Consider the following 17,102-nt stretch of genomic DNA (forward strand, 5'->3'; position numbering starts at 1 on the left):
CAATAAGTAACTGGGTGAAGATAAAATGACAAAACAAGAAAAGATAGAAAAAACAATTACTTTTGTAAAACATATTTTAGAAAAAGATTCCAGTGGGCATGATTGGTATCATATTGAGCGTGTACATAAACTGGCGATTTCTTTATCCGAGCAAGAAGGAGGAAATCGTTTTATAATTGAAATGGCAGCATTACTTCACGATGTGGCAGATGAGAAGTTAAATGAAAGTGAAGAAGCAGGAATGAAAAAAGTTTCTGATTGGTTAGAAGAGTTACATGTTGAAGAAGAGGAAAGTAAGCATGTTCTTCATATTATCGCCAATATGTCTTATAAAGGTGGTCATGGCGGTAAAGTGGAGTCAATTGAAGGGAAGATTGTTCAAGATGCAGATCGCTTAGACGCTCTTGGTGCAATTGGAATAGCTCGCACATTTGCGTATGGCGGGGCGAAAGGGAGACTAATGTATGATCCAACTATTCCTCCTCGTGAAGTGATGACGAAAGATGAATATAGAAAAAATAATGACCCATCTTTAAATCATTTTTATGAAAAACTTTTAAAACTAAAAGACTTAATGAATACGAATGCAGCAAAAAAAGAGGCTGAAGTTCGTCATCGTTATATGGAACAGTTTATTGAACAATTTATGAAAGAGTGGAATGCACAAATATGAAAATGTTAACTGTGGAAAACTTATCAAAATCATATGGAGAGAAACCGTTATTTGATGGATTATCATTTAGTATTGCAGAAGGACAACGTGCCGGAATTATCGGTGTAAATGGTACTGGTAAATCAACGTTGTTAAAAATTATTGCAGGGGCAGAAATTCCTGACACAGGTGATATGACTCATTCACGTGGGTATACAATTAGTTATTTATCACAGCAACCAGAGTTTGATGAACAATTAACAGTATTAGAACAAGTCTTCCATGGTGATACACCTTTAATTCGTCTTCTTCGTGATTATGAAAAGGCGCTATTACATATCGAAAAAGATCCAAGTAATGAAAAGGTACAGGAACAATTATTTGCAGTGCAACAACGTATGGACGCAATGAGTGCGTGGGAAGCAAATGCGAATGCAAAATCGTTATTAACGAAACTAGGAATTACGGATTTCACAGCAACTGTTGGAAATTTATCTGGTGGGCAGAAAAAACGTATTGCGATGGCGCAGTGTTTTATTGAAACACCGGATCTATTAATTTTAGATGAGCCTACGAACCATCTTGACCATGAGACAGTTGAGTGGTTAGAGGAATATTTAGCAAGGTACACAGGTGCGGTATTACTTGTAACCCATGATCGTTATTTCTTAGATCGTGTGACGAATCGTATTTTCGAATTAGATAATGGAAAATTGTATAGTTATGAAGGGAATTACAGTACGTTTTTAGAAGCGAAAGCACTTCGTGAAGAACAAGAACTTGCACAAGAATCAAAACGTCAAAACTTATATCGCCGTGAACTAGCTTGGATTCGCCGTGGTGCAAAAGCTCGTTCGACAAAGCAAAAGGCACGTATTCAACGATTTGAAGAGTTAAAAGGTCAAGAAGGTCCAGCTGCAAAACAGTCAGTTGATATTGCGCTTAGCGGTAGTCGCCTTGGAAAAAAAGTACTTGAGTTAAAAGATGTAACGAAAAAATTTGGCGATAAAACAGTATTAAACAACTTCAATCATATCGTGAAACCAGGCGATCGTATCGGAATTATTGGAGCGAATGGAAGCGGGAAATCTTCGCTATTAAATATGCTTGCAGGTAAAATATCTCCTGATAGTGGTGAAATTGAAGTTGGGCAAACAGTAAAAATCGCTTACTATACGCAAGAAAATGAAGAGATGAATTTAAATCAACGTATGATTGAATACATTAAAGAAATCGCGGAAGTCATTCATACGACAGACGGAAAAGTAATTGGTGCGTCTCAAATGTTAGAACGTTTCTTATTCCCACCACATTCACATGGTACACCGCTTGGCAAATTATCTGGCGGTGAAAGAAGACGTTTATACTTATTACGTATATTAATGGGAGAACCGAACGTACTATTACTGGATGAGCCTACGAATGATTTAGATACACAAACATTAACGGTGTTAGAAGATTATTTAGAAGATTTCCCAGGTGTCGTTTTAACTGTATCGCATGACCGTTACTTCTTAGATAAAGTAGTAGATGAATTGTTCATCTTTACGGGAGAAGGAGAAGTGCGCGAATTTCTAGGTAGTTATACTGATTACTTAGAAATGGAAAAAACGAGAGAACTTATTGAGAAAGCGGAAGTGCAGAAAGAGAAAAAAGTGGTAGAAGAAGCACCGAAACAACAACGTAAGCGTAAACTTTCATATAACGAGCAGCGCGAATGGGAAACTATTGAAGATACAATTGCGGAACTTGAAGAAAAGCTAGAATCAATTGGAGAAGAGCTTGCGAATGTTGGTTCTGATTTTACGAAAGCGCAAGAATTGTCTGAAGCACAGCAGAAAACAGAAGAAGAGCTAGAAAAAACGATGGAAAGATGGAGTGAACTATCGGACATTGTTGAAGGATTAAAATAAAAACAAGCTGCATATATTGAAAAGTAAAGAGAAAAACTTTACACTATTGGTAGAACCTATTTTAGGAGGGAAAAAATGAGAACATCTAATCCAATGTTGAAAAAAGAGGCATTCCGTAAAGAAGGAGCAAGTGCTTCTGCGATGACTATTGGCGGAACAGTAGGCAAAACGTTTATTATGCTTATCTTGCTACTTGCAACGTCTGTCTATTCATACATACAGATGATAGAGGGTACGATGAAGATGCCAGTATTAATTGGCGCTTTAATCGTTGCGGCAATCATCGCATTTGCGTCTATGTTCTTCCCGCGTATTTCACCTTTTGGTGCACCAATCTATGCGGCGGTAGAAGGGGTTGTATTAGGTAGTATTTCAGCTGTTTATACAATGAAGTTTGGCGATTCTATCGTTTTAAATGCTGTATTACTAACAATCTCAATTCTATTTGCAATGTTAGTGTTATATGCAACACGTGTAGTAAAAGTAACGGATAAATTCCGTACAGGCGTGATGGCAGCAACACTTGGAATTATGGTTATGTACTTAGTCGTATTTCTACTAAACATGTTTGGTGTAACTGTTCCGTACATTCACCAAGGTGGTACGATCGGTATTATTATTAGTGCAGTTGTTATCGTAGTTGCTGCATTAAACTTATTACTAGATTTCGATTTAATCGAAAATGGTGTACGTAGTCAAGCTCCGAAATATATGGAGTGGTATACTGCAATGGGACTAATGCTTACATTAGTTTGGTTATACTTAGAAATTCTTCGTTTCGTTTCTTACTTTACGAAAAATGACTAATAAAAAATCCTGCATGAAAAATGCAGGATTTTTTTATTTTCAAAGATAAATTGATGATGTGGTATAATATGGATGTTGGTAACTTTAAATTGAAGGGGATGGAATATGATGAAAGAGAAGAAAGGGATTATGAAAAAACTATTTTCTAAAAGTTTTTTCATAGAACTAGATGATGCTTTAACGTATCCATCGGGAGAAGTTATTACTTCAGCTATTGAAAGTTATGCAGCTGAATGTAATGAACAACTTAAATTTGAGAGTAAAGTAAAACCGATAACTTTTTATTTAGAAGAAGTATTGTATCGTGCAGAAATAAAGATGGCCCGTGGAGGATACTACATTTCATGCAGTGAAGTATAATTTTTGAAACCTTACATGTTTAAAATATGTAAGGTTTCTTTTTTTCTTTTATAGCATAAAAAATAATCTTTTTTACTTTAAAATATATTATTTTACGCTTTTTACCCTTCATACATTTTTATTTACAATGAAGAAAAATATGTGAGGTGGTATAACTTATGATGAATCGAGTTGTATTAATCGGTAGATTGACAAAGGAGCCAGAATTATACTACACAAAGCAAGGCGTCGCGTATGCACGAGCATGTGTTGCGGTGAATAGAGGATTTCGAAATAGTTTAGGTGAACAACAAGTAGATTTTATTAATTGTGTCGTATGGCGAAAATCGGCTGAGAATGTAACTGAATATTGTAAGAAGGGCTCACTTGTTGGGATTACAGGGCGTATTCAGACGAGTAATTACGATGATGAACAAGGCAAGAGAATATATAGAACTGAAGTTGTGATTGAGAGTATAACCTTTTTGGAGAGAAGGCGGGAGGGGGCATCGTAATAAGAGGGTCTAGTAACATAGCCCTCTATCACTTTTGATTAATACCTTCCCAAACAACATCTAATTGTTGATTGAGAATATTTTTCGCAATGATTTCATTTCCATGTAGTAGCGAATGCGACATTAGTGTATAAAAATAAGTGCTCATAACAGTAGAAGCGATAATATTTATATCCCATTGACTGTTTAATTTTCCTGCCTCTTTCGCTTCTGTAATAATTGAAGACAAACCTTCTTGTAGCTGTTGTATACTTTTTAATTCATTTTCTACTAAGTAGTTTGACTTTATAATCTCAAAGACGGCATGCTTCATTAAATCACCATGTCCAGTAAATCGATCCAGTAAATCGCCTAAAACAAGTTTGATTCTTTCTTTTGGATGTTCCACATTTTCGTAAGTTTTTAAACTTTCATTCCATAGCTCAATTTGAGAATCACCTAAAAATAATAATATGTTTTCCTTTTTCGGAAAGTAGTTGAAGAAAGTGCCCTTCGCTATCCCACATGCAGTAGTAATATCTTGAACCGTTACATTTTCGTACCCGCGTTCTTGAAAGAGCTGTACTGCTTTTAGGAATATAAGTTCCTTTAACTCTTTTTTTCTCGTTTCTCTAAGCATTTTATCTACTCCTAACAAAAACAATTATATCTGTTTAAGAGATAATCTCAAATAGAATCTTACGTCATAATTCTGTTTATAGTTTTCATTATAGTTACATGTTATAAATGAAAACTATATAGTTCATGTGTTTGCTTTTCAGAAACCCATTTTGGCATACGTTTCATTACTTCGTTTCTTACTATAGTTAAAGGTTTACTTTCTATTTGTGCCATTTTTCCAACTTTCCATGCAGTATTTGAGATTTTTTCAATTCTATCTCGTCGTTTTTGTTCGTATTCTAAAAATGCTTGACGATAATGAGCATTATTTTTAATGCATTCAGCCAGAATAATCGCATCTTCAATTGCTTGGCAAGCACCTTGGCCTAAATTCGGAGTAAGTGCATGGGCAGCATCCCCAATGAATACGATGCGTTTGTCAAAAAACTGTTTCATTGGAGTGATGTCTATAATATCACGATGAATCATATCAATGTCCGATGCGTTCTTTAAAATAGATGGGATTGGATTATGGTAAGTTTTGAAATGATTATATAAATCTGTTGTTGTGTAAGCTTTGTATTTTTGATCTCTAGCTTTCGCGTTTATGAGCGCATACCAGTATACTTCGTTGTTAGGAAGAGGGACGATACCAAATCTACCGTTTGTTCCCCAAGTTTCAATAAAATCATTTGTTAAAGAAAGATTATTAGCAGGAGTTACGCCGCGCCAACACGTATATCCTGCATAACGATAATTATCGCCTTGTGTTACTTGCTTTCGAATGACAGAATGAATACCATCAGCCGCAATGAGTATATTACCGAGTGCTTCACTACCATCTTGAAATACTATCTTTAAGGCGCTTGCTTCATTCTGTTCTATTTTTACGCATTCTTTTCCCCACTTGACAGTATCTTCTTTTAGTTCAGAAAGTAGTAATTGGTGTAAATCTTTTCTATGAATGGAGTACATTTTTGGATAGCAAGTTGGAATAATTAACTTATTGAAAGTAGTACCTTTTTCGGATACAAGGTTAAAACCGTCACTTTCGTTGCCGAATTTTTTGATTTTCTTAGAAATGCCGTATAGTTCAAGTGCTTGCATTGCGTTTGGGGCAATGATAATACCTGCACCAGCAACAGTAGGCTCATTGTTTTTATCATATACTTTTACTTCTATTCCTATTTTTTGTAAGGAAATTGCTGCGCAAAGTCCAGCAATACCGCCACCAATAATTATGACATTGTTCATTTGTTATCACTCCACCTTTGAATGACTTTGTTCATAAAATGACCACGGTCATTTTATGAGTTAAGGTTAATCCCTTTTTATGTAATTGTCAATTATACTTTTAACTATAGTTATGGAATGATTAGGTGAAAATAGAATGAATGAAACTTTCCGGCGATGTAGAAAGGTAAATAGTAAAATTAAGCATCCGAGTAGGAGTATAGCGTGATAACATGTTACAATACAGCTAAGAACATGCAATAAAGGAGAGTTATTTACGTGAAGATTAAAGCAATTGAACCGACGCCAAGTCCAAATACAATGAAAGTTATTTTGAATGAAGTATTACCATCAGGAGCACGTAATAATTATACAAATGAAAATAAAGAACAAGCGCCAATGCAAGTGCAAGAAATTTTGAAAATTGAAGGCATTAAAGGTGTATATCATGTAGCTGACTTTTTAGCAGTGGAGCGAAATGCAAAGTATGACTGGAAAGTGTTATTACAACAAGTTCGTGCTGTTTTTGGCGAAGAAGTAGTGGAAGAAAGTGAAGAACAACAACTTGCTCATTTTGGGGAAGTGAAAGTGTTTGTTCAAATGTTCTTTACAATTCCAATGCAAGTAAAGTTAACAGATGGAACGACGGAAGAACGTGTTGGTTTACCTGACCGTTTTAAAGAATCAATTATGAAAGTGCAAATGTCTGCACCAAACGTTGTAAAAGAACGTAAATGGGTGGAACAAAGTACACGTTACGGTAATTTTGAAGAAATCGGGAAAGAAGTAGTAGAAGAGATTGTTGCTGCTTATCCGGAAGAACGTGTAAATGAAACGGTTAAAGAATTATTAAATCAGGCAGGTGCTGTTGAAGTAACGATTCAAAAGCGTGAGCCATATAAAGTAACAGAAGAGATGATGAAAGGTGCTGACTGGAAAAAACGTTTTGCAGCTTTAGAACAAATGGATCCTACTGAAGAAGATATTCCAGTGTTGAAGATGGCGTTAGATGATGAAAAAGTTTCGATTCGCCGTTTAGCAACAGCATATTTAGGTATGGTAAAAGGTGATGAAGTATTACCGTTATTATATAAAGCCTTATTAGATCGCTCTGTAAGTGTTCGTCGTACTGCAGGAGATTGTTTATCAGATGTAGGTGATCCGGCGGCGATGTTCGTTATGATTAAATCTCTGAAAGATTCAAGTAAATTAGTACGCTGGCGTGCAGCGATGTTCTTATTTGAACTTGGAGATGAAAGTGCAATTCCAGCATTAAAAGCAGCGCAAGATGATCCAGAGTTTGAAGTAGCAATGCAAGCACGTCTAGCGTTAGAGCGTATTGAAGGCGGAGAAGAAGCAAAAGGTTCTGTATGGAAACAAATGACGGAGTCTCGTAAAGGGGAATAATGTATGATTGTTTTCTATGATAGTTGGTGTCCGATGTGTACGGCGGTTGCAGAACGTACGAAGAAATTAGATAAAAAGGGTAAGGTGAAATTTGTTTCATTTCGAGATGAAGATGTAGTTGAGAAGTATGAACTTTCTCAAGAACTACAAAGTAAGATGGAACAAAGATTGTATATTTTTAAAAATAATAAATGGTATGACGGCATTCATAGTATATATGTATTAGCAAAGGCCGTTCCATCTTATTGGTTTGCCGTGCCTTTTATAAAGTTATCTATCGTACTTGGATTTGGAAGTAAAGTATACGATTATATCGCTAACAATAGAAAACTTGTTCCAGTGGGACATTGCCGCGGTGGGGTTTGTGAAATCCCTACAAAAAAATAAAATCATCGTTATCTTTCTTTTGCACCTATTAATAGAGCGTGATATGATGAATTTGGAATGAAAGTTGAAGGAGAGATTACAAGATGTCAAATGCTTATGAAGAATACATGCGCCAAATGGTAATCCCAATGCGCCAAGAGTTAGTGCGTTCTGGGTTTGAAGAGTTAACTACAGAAGAAGCTGTAACAGAATTTATGGAAAACGTAACAGGTACAACTTTAGTAGTTGTAAACTCTGTTTGTGGTTGTGCAGCTGGTTTAGCACGTCCATCAGCAGGTCAAGCGGTTGTTCGTGCTGAAAAACAACCTGATCATCTTGTAACTGTATTCGCAGGTCAAGATAAAGATGCTACTGCAAAAATGCGTGAATACTTCGGAGAAATTCCTCCGTCTTCACCATCTATGGCATTGTTAAAAGGAAAAGAAGTTGTTCACTTCATTCACCGTCATGAAATTGAAGGTGCAACTATGGACGAAATTATTACGAATTTAGAACAAGCTTTCGAAAAGAATTGCTAAAGAAGGGGGAGAGTAAATCTCCCTCTTTTCTTTATATAGAGGTGAAAAAATGATAGTAACAACAGCAGGAAGAACGAACAAAGAAATGACAGCTTATGCAAACAGGGTAGCAGCAGAATTAAATGCTTCTTTCGTTAAACGTAATGACATACCAGTACATAAGCTGCATGAACAGTATGAACAAGATGTACTTGTCGTAGGGAAGAACCGATTAGCTATTTATCCAAAAGGTACGGAAGAATCGTTTTTCTTTCATCCGAACTCAGCGATGTTTCGTGTGAAAAGGTTAATGCGCGGAGAACATGATCCGTTTGTACAAGCCACGCAATTAGAGAGAGGAATGACAGTGTTAGATTGTACGCTCGGGATGGCATCAGATAGTATTGTAGCTAGTTATATTGTTGGTGAAAGCGGAAAAGTAACAGGACTTGAAGGCAATGAGTATATGGCTTATATTATGGAAAATGGTTTGAAAACATGGTCTTCATCTGTTTCTGAAATTGATGAAGCAATGCAACGAATTGATGTAAAGCAAACGGAGCACTTCGCATTTTTAAAACAATGTGAAGATAATAGCTATGACATCGTTTATCTCGATCCGATGTTTGAAGAAACTGTCATAGAATCTGACGGAATTAAAGGATTAAAACATTTCGCTTTGTATCATGATATTACTGATGAAACAATTGCGGAGGCGAAGCGAGTGGCGAGAAAGCGTGTCGTATTAAAAGATCATTTCCGTAGTTCTAGATTTGAAAAACACAATTTTCACGTATACAAAAGAAAAAGTGCTAAGTTTCACTTTGGTGTAATTGACCCTTGCTAATTGTTTGAAAAGATGTATAATAAGCAATAATTAATTAAATATACTGTCTGTGATGAAGAGAGTAGTCTTTTTTAGAAGGAAAGCGAGCTAGGGATGGTGTGAGCCTAGTGCGGAAGAAAAGATGAAGCGCACTTCGGAGATGCTTCTTGAACGAATAGTAGAGTAAGCCGAGGCCCCCTGTCCTCGTTATAAACGGGAAAGTGGTTCGTAATGAACAACAAGGGTGGTACCACGGGTTCAAACTCGTCTCTTTTTTAGAGACGAGTTTTTTGTATTTTAAAAATGAAGGAGGTTGTAGCATGGATTATAAAAAGCAGTTTGCAGAAAGTTTATCTAATATTTTTACGAATGAATTAACGCAACAGCAAATTTTAGATTTAATTGAAACACCGAAACAAGATGAATTCGGAGATGCAGCGTTCCCATGCTTTTCATTAGCGAAGCAATATAAAAAAGCACCGGCTATTATTGCAAAGGAAGTTGCACAGAAATTAAGTGATCCGTTTTTTGCGAAAGTAGAGGCTGTTGGTCCTTACGTAAATGTCTTTTTTAATCGTGAAACGGTAAGTGATACAGTATTAAAAACGATTTTAGCGGAGAAAGAAGAGTACGGTCACAATCATTTTGGATATGAAAAAACGGTCGTTATCGATTATTCCTCTCCTAATATCGCAAAGCCATTTTCAATGGGGCATTTACGCTCTACAATGATAGGAAATTCATTGAAACATATCGCTGAAAAATGTGGCTATGAAGTTGTAGGAATTAATTATATTGGAGACTGGGGAACACAGTTTGGAAAGTTAATTACAGCTTATAAAAAATGGGGAAATGAAGCAGTAGTGAAAGAGGATCCAATACGTGAATTATTTAAGTTATATGTTCAATTTCATGAAGAGGTAAAAGACGACGAAGAATTAGAAGAAGAAGGACGCGCTTGGTTTAAGAAATTAGAAGAAGGTGATGAAGAAGCTGTTGAGCTTTGGAATTGGTTCCGCCACGAATCCTTAAAAGAATTTTCTCGTATTTATGAACTTCTCGGTGTGGAATTTACTAATTTTCAAGGAGAAGCTTTTTATAATAATTTAATGGAAGACTTTATTGGGATTTTAGAGGAACATGATTTACTTGAAGAGTCAGAAGGCGCATTAGTCGTTAATTTAGAAGAAGAGGGAATGCCACCTTGCTTAATTAGAAAATCAGATGGTGCGACGATTTATGCAACGCGTGACTTAACAGCAGCGCTATATCGTCAAAACACATTTGGTTTTGATAAAGCGTTATACGTAGTTGGCCCGGAACAAAGTTTACACTTCAATCAATTTTTCACTGTATTAAAAAAGTTGGGCTACACTTGGGTTGACGGCATGGAACATGTACCGTTTGGGTTCATTTTAAAAGATGGTAAGAAAATGTCGACACGTAAAGGAAGAGTTATTTTACTAGAAGAAGTACTTGAGGAAGCAATCGAACTTGCAAAACAAAATATTGAAGAGAAAAATCCGAATTTAAAACAGAAAGAAGAAGTAGCAAAGCAAGTCGGTGTAGGCGCAGTTATCTTCCACGATTTAAAAAATGAGCGTATGCATAATATTGAATTCTCATTAGAAAATATGCTGAAATTTGAAGGGGAAACAGGCCCATATGTACAATACACACATGCACGTGCTTGCTCTATTTTAAGAAAAGAAAGCGTAGAATTTGAAACGTGTACGTTTGCATTAAAAGATGATCATAGCTGGAGCGTTGTAAAATTACTTAATAAATTCCCACAAGTAATTGAAATAGCCTTCAACAAAAATGAACCATCGGTTATTTCGAAATACGTATTAGATGTGGCACAATCGTTTAATAAATATTATGGAAATGTGCGTATATTAAATGAAAACGCCGAAAAAGACAGTAGACTAGCATTAGTGTATGCTGTGACGGTTGTATTAAAAGAGGGATTACGTTTACTTGGGGTGGAGGCACCTGAGGAGATGTAACATAAAAAGGTGTATATATCATTACAGATATGTATGCCTTTTTTATTTTGTATAGGAACGGTGTAAGCAGTATTTTCACATTATCAAAACTATATTTGAAGGATTGTTTAAAGCATAGGAATGTTTTTATTAAATGGAGAATTGTAATAGGTGTATATAAAAGGAGGCGTTAAACTTGGAAACGTACGATTGGAACAGTAAACTAGCGTATTTAAAGAATACGAGAGATCTATATTACAATGACGATTATGTAAGTTTTTTAGTAAATACAGTTTGGAGAATCACTAAGCCAGTACATATCGTTGATTACGGTTGTGGAAATGGTTATTTAGGCTTAATATTAATGCCATTACTTCCAAAAGGATCAAAGTATACAGGCATTGATAGCGGGGGAACATTAATAGCGGAAGCGAGAGAGTTGTTTCGTTTACTTCCGTATGATTCAGAATTTCTTGAAGGAGATGCTACAGAAATTGAACTGAACGATAAATACGATATAGCAATCTGTCATGCTTTCTTATTACATATGACTACTCCAGAAACAATGCTACAAAAAATGATACATTCAGTTAAAAAGGGCGGAAAAATAATCTGTTTTGAACCACATTGGATATCAAATATGTCTTCATACTTTTTAGATGGGGAGAATCAATCGGAATTTATTAGGTTAGGCACTTTGCAGAAGTTATTTGAAAGTGACACACAGAGAAGCGGAAAAGATGGAAATATTGGTATGAAAATACCGATATATTTAAGTGAATTAGGCGTGGAAAATATTGAATGTAGAGTAAGTGATAAAGTGAACTTTTTAGATTCTAATATGCACCATCATGGTAAAGCGAAGTTGTATCATTCATTAAAGGAAGAGGGGATTGCGGGGAATCCAGGTGATAAACAGCAATTTATAGGACATTTAATAGACAGAGGATTAACATATGATGATGCGCTAGCTCAATATGAAGCTGAACTACGATTTTTTAAAGCATTTCATATACATTCTTCATTAGTGTACGCTCCGAATATGAAAATTACATTTGGTGAAATAGTATGTTAATAGGTAGTAATACGATGAAACATGTCGCTGAATGTCGATAAGTCGATATTCGACATATAATCGCTGATATATTTTAAGAATCGGTCGATATATTTTGAAAATCGCCGATAAAATGAAAGAATCGCTGATATATTTGAATTATCGCCGATATAATTTCATGTACTGATTTCAGCTATATAAAAATAAGATCCACATGTTACGTTATTCCATATAATCAAACAAAATACAGAGAAAAACAATCATTTTTACTATATTTTGTTATAAATTCGAATAATATTAAATAATACTATCCATTATAGGAGATTTTAGTTGAATACATACAATATGATGTGTAAAATCTAAGCAAGTAGCAGTATAAATAAATATTCGAGGTGAATACATGCTAGATTTTAAGCAGTTAGATGCTTGTTTGAAAGACAAGAGATTTATAGATGGATTACAGGAAATAAATAATGAAATTTCATATATAAAAGAAAAGAATACTTTATCTTATGTAAAGAATTGGCTTGCTAATATTCCTTCACATAAGGAGTTTGATATATTAATACGTCTTACTGATGAAGGGCTTATGCACCAATACAGTTCATTCCTCATTCGCTATGCCTATAAAAAATTCCCAAATATGAGAACGCTCTCTTTATATTGTGATGAGTTAATTGATGAGCGGAAAATTCTTGAAGCAGAACAGTTGTTAAAAGACTCATTAGAAGAGGTAAATAAAGAAGAAATTGAAGTTGATCTTTTAGCGAAAACATATTTTACTTTAGTACGATGTTTGTTGGAAATGAAACGAAATGAAGAAGCGCTAATCTATATGCAAAAAGCAGAGGAGTACAGTGAACGTGCCGTGTTTGATAAATGGGGATACGTCTATATGCATACAGGTGAATGGGAGAAAGCAGAAGAACAATTTATAGCTGGTATGCAGCATAAAGATTGTGAAGAGTTATCTACCTATTTATTATCACAGTTATATGCGAATAAAGGAGAACAAAAACGTGCATTGCAGCTAATTGATGATGCAATTGTAAAGTTCCCACAAGTACCATATTTTCATTTTGAAAAGATAAAATATGTATTAGATTTAGGGAAGTACGAAGATATGTTATCAGTAATAGATAACATAAATAAACAGCTTCCTTATCATGCGTATAAAGCTTATTTCGTACATTTACGAGCAGAAGCACTGTACAAAATGAATAAACTTGTAGATTTACAACAGTTATTAAAAGAAGAAAAAAGTTTAAAAGGGTCTTTATATCATAATTTAGAAAAAAATCCAGATGGAAAAAAGGTTCACCTGCCGATTGTTCCCATTGTACAAAAGGATAATTATTGTGTGCCGACAAGTTTAGAAATGATGTTGCAGTTATGGGGAGAAAAACGTACACAAGATGAAATAGCAGAGTTTATTTTTGATATGACAGGCTCGAAGTTTTCAGATACTGTTTCTTATTTAGACGAATTAGGTTATGAATATCGTTATTTTAAAGGGAATGTAGAAAATTATAAGAGACTGCTAGATCAGGGAATTCCCGTATTATTAAGTATAGATATTGAACATGCTTCACATGTACAAGTACTAGCTGGATATGATGATACATTGCAGGCCTTTTATGTTCAAGATCCGAACTTTATAGAGCCAGTTATTGTGGAATATAGTAAGTTACAAGAAAAATATCGTTATACAGGTTGTTTAGCAATTACGTTTGTTCCGCAAGAAAAGAAGGAACTACTATCATTTTTAAATGAAGAAGAACATCATTATTTTAAATCTATTTTTTCTTTAACAGATCATTTGGATGAACAAGATAAAGAGGGGATTCATGACTTAGTACAGTTTTTAAAAGGGACGAGTGATAATCCGAATACGTGGTTATATACGGTTAAGCATTTAGATGTTGAAGTAGATAAAGAATTTATTTTATATTGTATAGAAAAGTTAATGGAGAAATTTCCTAACTCAGATTTTGTTAAATTACATGGTGCACAGTGCTTTATTCGCCTGGAAGAGTTAGAAAAAGCCGGGCACATGCTTGCGAGTGTTGAGAAGAAAAATAATCGTGCTTTATATCATTTCATAAACGGAAGGTATGCTTTTGAGCAGGAGAGTTATATAGAAGCGATTTCAAGTTTTCGTTCCTCATTACAATTAGACGCAGATCAGCCGATTGCTTGGAGTTTCCTTGCGTTATCCTATATGTATATCGATCAATCTGATAAGGCATTGCAGTTTTCTCAAGTTGCTTTAGAACGTAGTCCAGAAAGATTTACTTTAACGAATCACGGGTTAATATTAATAGATTTAGAAAGATATGAAGAAGCGTATGAAATCTTTAACGACCTGTTAAGAGAGTATAAAAATGAGGCGCATGTATGGTATGAGCGAGCGAGATGTGCGCATCATTTAGGGAAATTACATTTAGCGATAAAAGGGCTTAAAGTAGCGATTCATTTGGATAGTAATGCACCTTACATTTATACGAAACTTTCGGAAATATACGAATCTGATTTGAAGGATGAGGAAAGTACGAAAGAAATTTTATTAAAAGGTATTGAGAATTGTGATGATAAGGCGCCTCTATATGTAAAACTGGGTGACTATCATTTTCAAAATGATAGCCTGGAAGAAGCAGAATCGTTGTATACTCGTGCTTTAGAAGAAAATCATGATGATGTTTATTCTCACTTCGGACTTACGCAAGTTTATATGGCAAGAGAACAATATAAGGAAGCAAAAGAATATATTCTCGGTATTGAAAAACAAATTGAAAAGAGCCAAGATTTTCTTATGAATGCAGGAATGGTTTTATGGGATGCTGAAGTTGAACTTGGTGGAAGTGAAGAAGGGTTTAAAGTAGCATTGTCTAAGTTAGAGAGTGGTATAAAGCAGAGCGAATATAATGTAGCAAGCGCGTTAGATGAATATGTGAACCGAATTAAAGGAACGGTATTTGTGCAGCGAGGTATAGCATTCTTAAGAACGTTACACAAAGAAAGAAATGAAGTAAGTGAATACGGTTGTTATACAGGTATTTTATATGAATCTATCGGACAGTATGGCCAAGCGATGAAAAGATATAATAAGGCGATAGAACAAAAGGAAACGGCATTACCGTATTACCGAATTGGTGAAACACTTATGGCATTAGGACAATTGACGGAAGCAAAACAGGCATATGAAACATGTTTAGAGCTTGATGGGAATTTCGTCGGTGTACATTTACAGCTTGCGGAAATATATGAAAAAGAAGAAAATCGTTCTAAAGAACAAAGTCATATGGTTCAGGCGATGAAAGAAGAGCCGCTGCATATTAATATGGAATATTTGGCGCAGCTTTCAGTAGAAATGAATCTTCAGGAAGAATTGCTGACTGAACTAGAACAATTAGTGGACGAAGTGCCTGAAACATGGCGATTAGATGCGATTGCATATGTGTATGGAGCGATGGATGAAATAGATAAAGAACAAGCACAGATTGAAGAGGCACTACGATTAGATAGTGAGCATACAGAAGTTTTATATCATTATGCAAAAGTATTATTGAAAAATAGAAATGCAAAAGCAATTGAAATTGCAATGAAGGTTATACAAAAAGATGTAAATAATGAACGTATATTTGATGTATATGTAAAAGCGATAGAACAACATAAGAAATGGTCTAACATACGAGATTTTCTTCACATATTAAAAGTAAAAAAGGCAGAAAGAAGTATGGCGTTTATGTATGCTGCATCTGCAGTTACAGAAAGATGGATTGAACGTCAACAAAATGAACAGCCGAAGAAATCCATATTTACGAGAGCTCTTTATCGTATGAAAAACCGTGCGAAAGAAATTTCGATTATTACTACAATCATTGATTTATATGAAATTTCGTTACAGTTAAATCCGAAAAATAGTATGGCAGCGCAGCGATTTGCACTATTTTATGAGAATGTAGAGATGAATAGAGAAGCAATAGAGATTCTGCACACGTCACTAGAAAATAAATGGGATTATGAAGTAGCGAAGCAACTTGTAAATCTTTTCGTTGAGTGCGAGGAAGAAGGTATGTTAAGAGATGCTATGGAATTAACGAAGCAAATGGTTCGAGAGTTACCAGATGATTACGATACTCTTCTTCTTCAGGCACAAGTATTCTTTAAAGCAGGAGAAGAAAGAAAAGCAGAAAAGATTACTTTACAATTAACGGAGCAAACACCATTTGTAAGTAGAGCATTTCTTGCTTTAGGAGAAATATATCAAAGTCAAGAGAGGTTTGAAGAGGCAATTCACGTATTAGAAAATGCTTCTATCTATCATCCGAATGAAACAGCAATTCTTCTTTCTTTAGCATCTTCATATCATGGTGCTGGCCAAACGATAAAGGCAGAAAAAATAACAAATGAAGTAGTAACAATGGATGCGAGTGATTTGTTAGCAAGATATGATCGTGCTTGTTATTTAGCACAGTTAAACAGGAATGAAGAGGCGAAGGAAGAGCTTGAAATTGTACTTCGTGAGGATGAGTCGGGATTTTTCGCTGAACTTATCGAGGATGATGAAAATTTAGCAGCACTGCGAGAATTTGAAAAGTAATTGTATAAGAATAGTGAAAAAAGGGCATAATTAAATATATATTTCGAATTAGTTGACAATTGATTACCAAATGGCATAAAATAGCTTTTAACAAAGTATACAAATCTGAAGACGAGAAAGAGTAAAATAGTGTACTGTTCCCCAGAGAGCCGGTATGTTGCTGAAAGCCGGTGTGCAGACGTTATTTGAAAATCATCTCCGAGGAGCCGAGGCTGAAAATGAGTAAGCTCGGACGGATGTCTACCGTTACAAAGAACACGTATGATAGTACGTTGCTAAGT

14 protein-coding genes and 2 other annotated features (1 of these 16 only partly in view) are annotated in these 17,102 nt (G+C 35.1%); of the genes, 12 read left to right on the forward strand and 2 right to left on the reverse strand.

Annotated elements, in window-relative coordinates:
- Nucleotides 1–25: 25 nt before the first annotated feature.
- The 5 genes from NLJ82_RS10615 to NLJ82_RS10635 all read left to right on the forward strand — a co-directional run bounded on the left by NLJ82_RS10615 (nt 26) and on the right by NLJ82_RS10635 (nt 4,226).
- Nucleotides 26–673, forward strand: coding sequence for an HD domain-containing protein (locus NLJ82_RS10615; RefSeq protein WP_000165947.1), 648 nt, complete (start codon nt 26–28; stop codon nt 671–673).
- The gene (locus NLJ82_RS10620) at nt 670–2,565 is read left to right on the forward strand and encodes an ABC-F family ATP-binding cassette domain-containing protein (RefSeq protein WP_000783207.1); all 1,896 of its coding nucleotides are present in this window, start codon (nt 670–672) and stop codon (nt 2,563–2,565) included. Before NLJ82_RS10615 ends, NLJ82_RS10620 begins: the two co-directional genes overlap by 4 nt.
- A 75-nt stretch (nt 2,566–2,640) precedes the next feature.
- Nucleotides 2,641–3,372, forward strand: coding sequence for a Bax inhibitor-1/YccA family protein (locus tag NLJ82_RS10625; protein WP_001260642.1), 732 nt, complete (start codon nt 2,641–2,643; stop codon nt 3,370–3,372).
- 105 nt (nt 3,373–3,477) lie between these two features.
- Nucleotides 3,478–3,732 (forward strand): DUF4318 domain-containing protein, encoded by a 255-nt coding sequence (locus NLJ82_RS10630; RefSeq protein WP_000975123.1) that lies wholly within the window; start codon nt 3,478–3,480, stop codon nt 3,730–3,732.
- Between the two features lie 158 nt (nt 3,733–3,890).
- Nucleotides 3,891–4,226, forward strand: coding sequence for a single-stranded DNA-binding protein (locus tag NLJ82_RS10635; RefSeq protein WP_000982010.1), 336 nt, complete (start codon nt 3,891–3,893; stop codon nt 4,224–4,226).
- Between the two features lie 28 nt (nt 4,227–4,254).
- On the opposite strand, the gene NLJ82_RS10640 is transcribed toward NLJ82_RS10635, so the two are convergent.
- Nucleotides 4,255–4,845, reverse strand: a complete 591-nt coding sequence (locus NLJ82_RS10640) for a TetR/AcrR family transcriptional regulator (RefSeq protein WP_000943172.1) — start codon at nt 4,843–4,845, stop codon at nt 4,255–4,257.
- Nucleotides 4,846–4,946: 101 nt separating this feature from the next.
- Entirely contained in the window at nt 4,947–6,080 is a 1,134-nt protein-coding gene (locus NLJ82_RS10645) for an FAD-dependent monooxygenase (protein WP_001066845.1), read from the reverse strand.
- Nucleotides 6,081–6,338: 258 nt separating this feature from the next.
- Between NLJ82_RS10645 and NLJ82_RS10650 the strand changes: the two genes are divergently transcribed.
- The 7 genes from NLJ82_RS10650 (at nt 6,339) to NLJ82_RS10680 (ending at nt 16,821) form a co-directional block, all read left to right on the forward strand.
- Nucleotides 6,339–7,466, forward strand: coding sequence for a conserved virulence factor C family protein (locus NLJ82_RS10650; RefSeq protein ID WP_000692574.1), 1,128 nt, complete (start codon nt 6,339–6,341; stop codon nt 7,464–7,466).
- 3 nt (nt 7,467–7,469) lie between these two features.
- Nucleotides 7,470–7,853, forward strand: coding sequence for a thiol-disulfide oxidoreductase DCC family protein (locus NLJ82_RS10655; protein ID WP_000634899.1), 384 nt, complete (start codon nt 7,470–7,472; stop codon nt 7,851–7,853).
- An 83-nt stretch (nt 7,854–7,936) separates the two neighbouring features.
- Nucleotides 7,937–8,371 carry a BrxA/BrxB family bacilliredoxin gene (locus tag NLJ82_RS10660; protein ID WP_000063713.1) on the forward strand — a complete coding sequence of 145 codons (435 nt, stop codon included), beginning with the start codon at nt 7,937–7,939 and terminating at the stop codon, nt 8,369–8,371.
- A gap of 49 nt (nt 8,372–8,420) precedes the next feature.
- Complete coding sequence (locus NLJ82_RS10665; protein WP_000637441.1) at nt 8,421–9,197, forward strand: class I SAM-dependent methyltransferase; 777 nt, start codon at nt 8,421–8,423, stop codon at nt 9,195–9,197.
- 40 nt (nt 9,198–9,237) lie between these two features.
- Nucleotides 9,238–9,451: a binding site (T-box leader), on the forward strand.
- Between the two features lie 45 nt (nt 9,452–9,496).
- Nucleotides 9,497–11,185, forward strand: coding sequence for an arginine--tRNA ligase (gene argS / locus NLJ82_RS10670; protein WP_000384854.1), 1,689 nt, complete (start codon nt 9,497–9,499; stop codon nt 11,183–11,185).
- Between the two features lie 175 nt (nt 11,186–11,360).
- On the forward strand, nt 11,361–12,239 hold the full coding sequence (locus NLJ82_RS10675; protein ID WP_073535980.1) for a class I SAM-dependent methyltransferase: 879 nt from the start codon (nt 11,361–11,363) through the stop codon (nt 12,237–12,239).
- Between the two features lie 379 nt (nt 12,240–12,618).
- Nucleotides 12,619–16,821 carry a bacteriocin-processing peptidase family protein gene (locus NLJ82_RS10680; protein WP_000883797.1) on the forward strand — a complete coding sequence of 1,401 codons (4,203 nt, stop codon included), beginning with the start codon at nt 12,619–12,621 and terminating at the stop codon, nt 16,819–16,821.
- A gap of 99 nt (nt 16,822–16,920) precedes the next feature.
- Nucleotides 16,921–17,102 (forward strand) — a binding site (T-box leader) (it continues 58 nt past the right edge of the window).

Source organism: Bacillus paranthracis, assembly GCF_024296885.1.
Lineage (GTDB): Bacteria > Bacillota > Bacilli > Bacillales > Bacillaceae_G > Bacillus_A > Bacillus_A paranthracis.

Bases quoted from the DNA above. Each gene is read 5' to 3' on its own strand.
- NLJ82_RS10615 (WP_000165947.1), top strand. From the start codon at position 26: ATGACAAAACAAGAAAAGATAGAAAAAACAATTACTTTTGTAAAACAT.
- NLJ82_RS10620 (WP_000783207.1), top strand. From the start codon at position 670: ATGAAAATGTTAACTGTGGAAAACTTATCAAAATCATATGGAGAGAAA.
- NLJ82_RS10625 (WP_001260642.1), top strand. From the start codon at position 2,641: ATGAGAACATCTAATCCAATGTTGAAAAAAGAGGCATTCCGTAAAGAA.
- NLJ82_RS10630 (WP_000975123.1), top strand. From the start codon at position 3,478: ATGATGAAAGAGAAGAAAGGGATTATGAAAAAACTATTTTCTAAAAGT.
- NLJ82_RS10635 (WP_000982010.1), top strand. From the start codon at position 3,891: ATGATGAATCGAGTTGTATTAATCGGTAGATTGACAAAGGAGCCAGAA.
- NLJ82_RS10640 (WP_000943172.1), bottom strand. From the start codon at position 4,845: ATGCTTAGAGAAACGAGAAAAAAAGAGTTAAAGGAACTTATATTCCTA.
- NLJ82_RS10645 (WP_001066845.1), bottom strand. From the start codon at position 6,080: ATGAACAATGTCATAATTATTGGTGGCGGTATTGCTGGACTTTGCGCA.
- NLJ82_RS10655 (WP_000634899.1), top strand. From the start codon at position 7,470: ATGATTGTTTTCTATGATAGTTGGTGTCCGATGTGTACGGCGGTTGCA.
- NLJ82_RS10660 (WP_000063713.1), top strand. From the start codon at position 7,937: ATGTCAAATGCTTATGAAGAATACATGCGCCAAATGGTAATCCCAATG.
- NLJ82_RS10665 (WP_000637441.1), top strand. From the start codon at position 8,421: ATGATAGTAACAACAGCAGGAAGAACGAACAAAGAAATGACAGCTTAT.
- argS (WP_000384854.1), top strand. From the start codon at position 9,497: ATGGATTATAAAAAGCAGTTTGCAGAAAGTTTATCTAATATTTTTACG.
- NLJ82_RS10680 (WP_000883797.1), top strand. From the start codon at position 12,619: ATGCTAGATTTTAAGCAGTTAGATGCTTGTTTGAAAGACAAGAGATTT.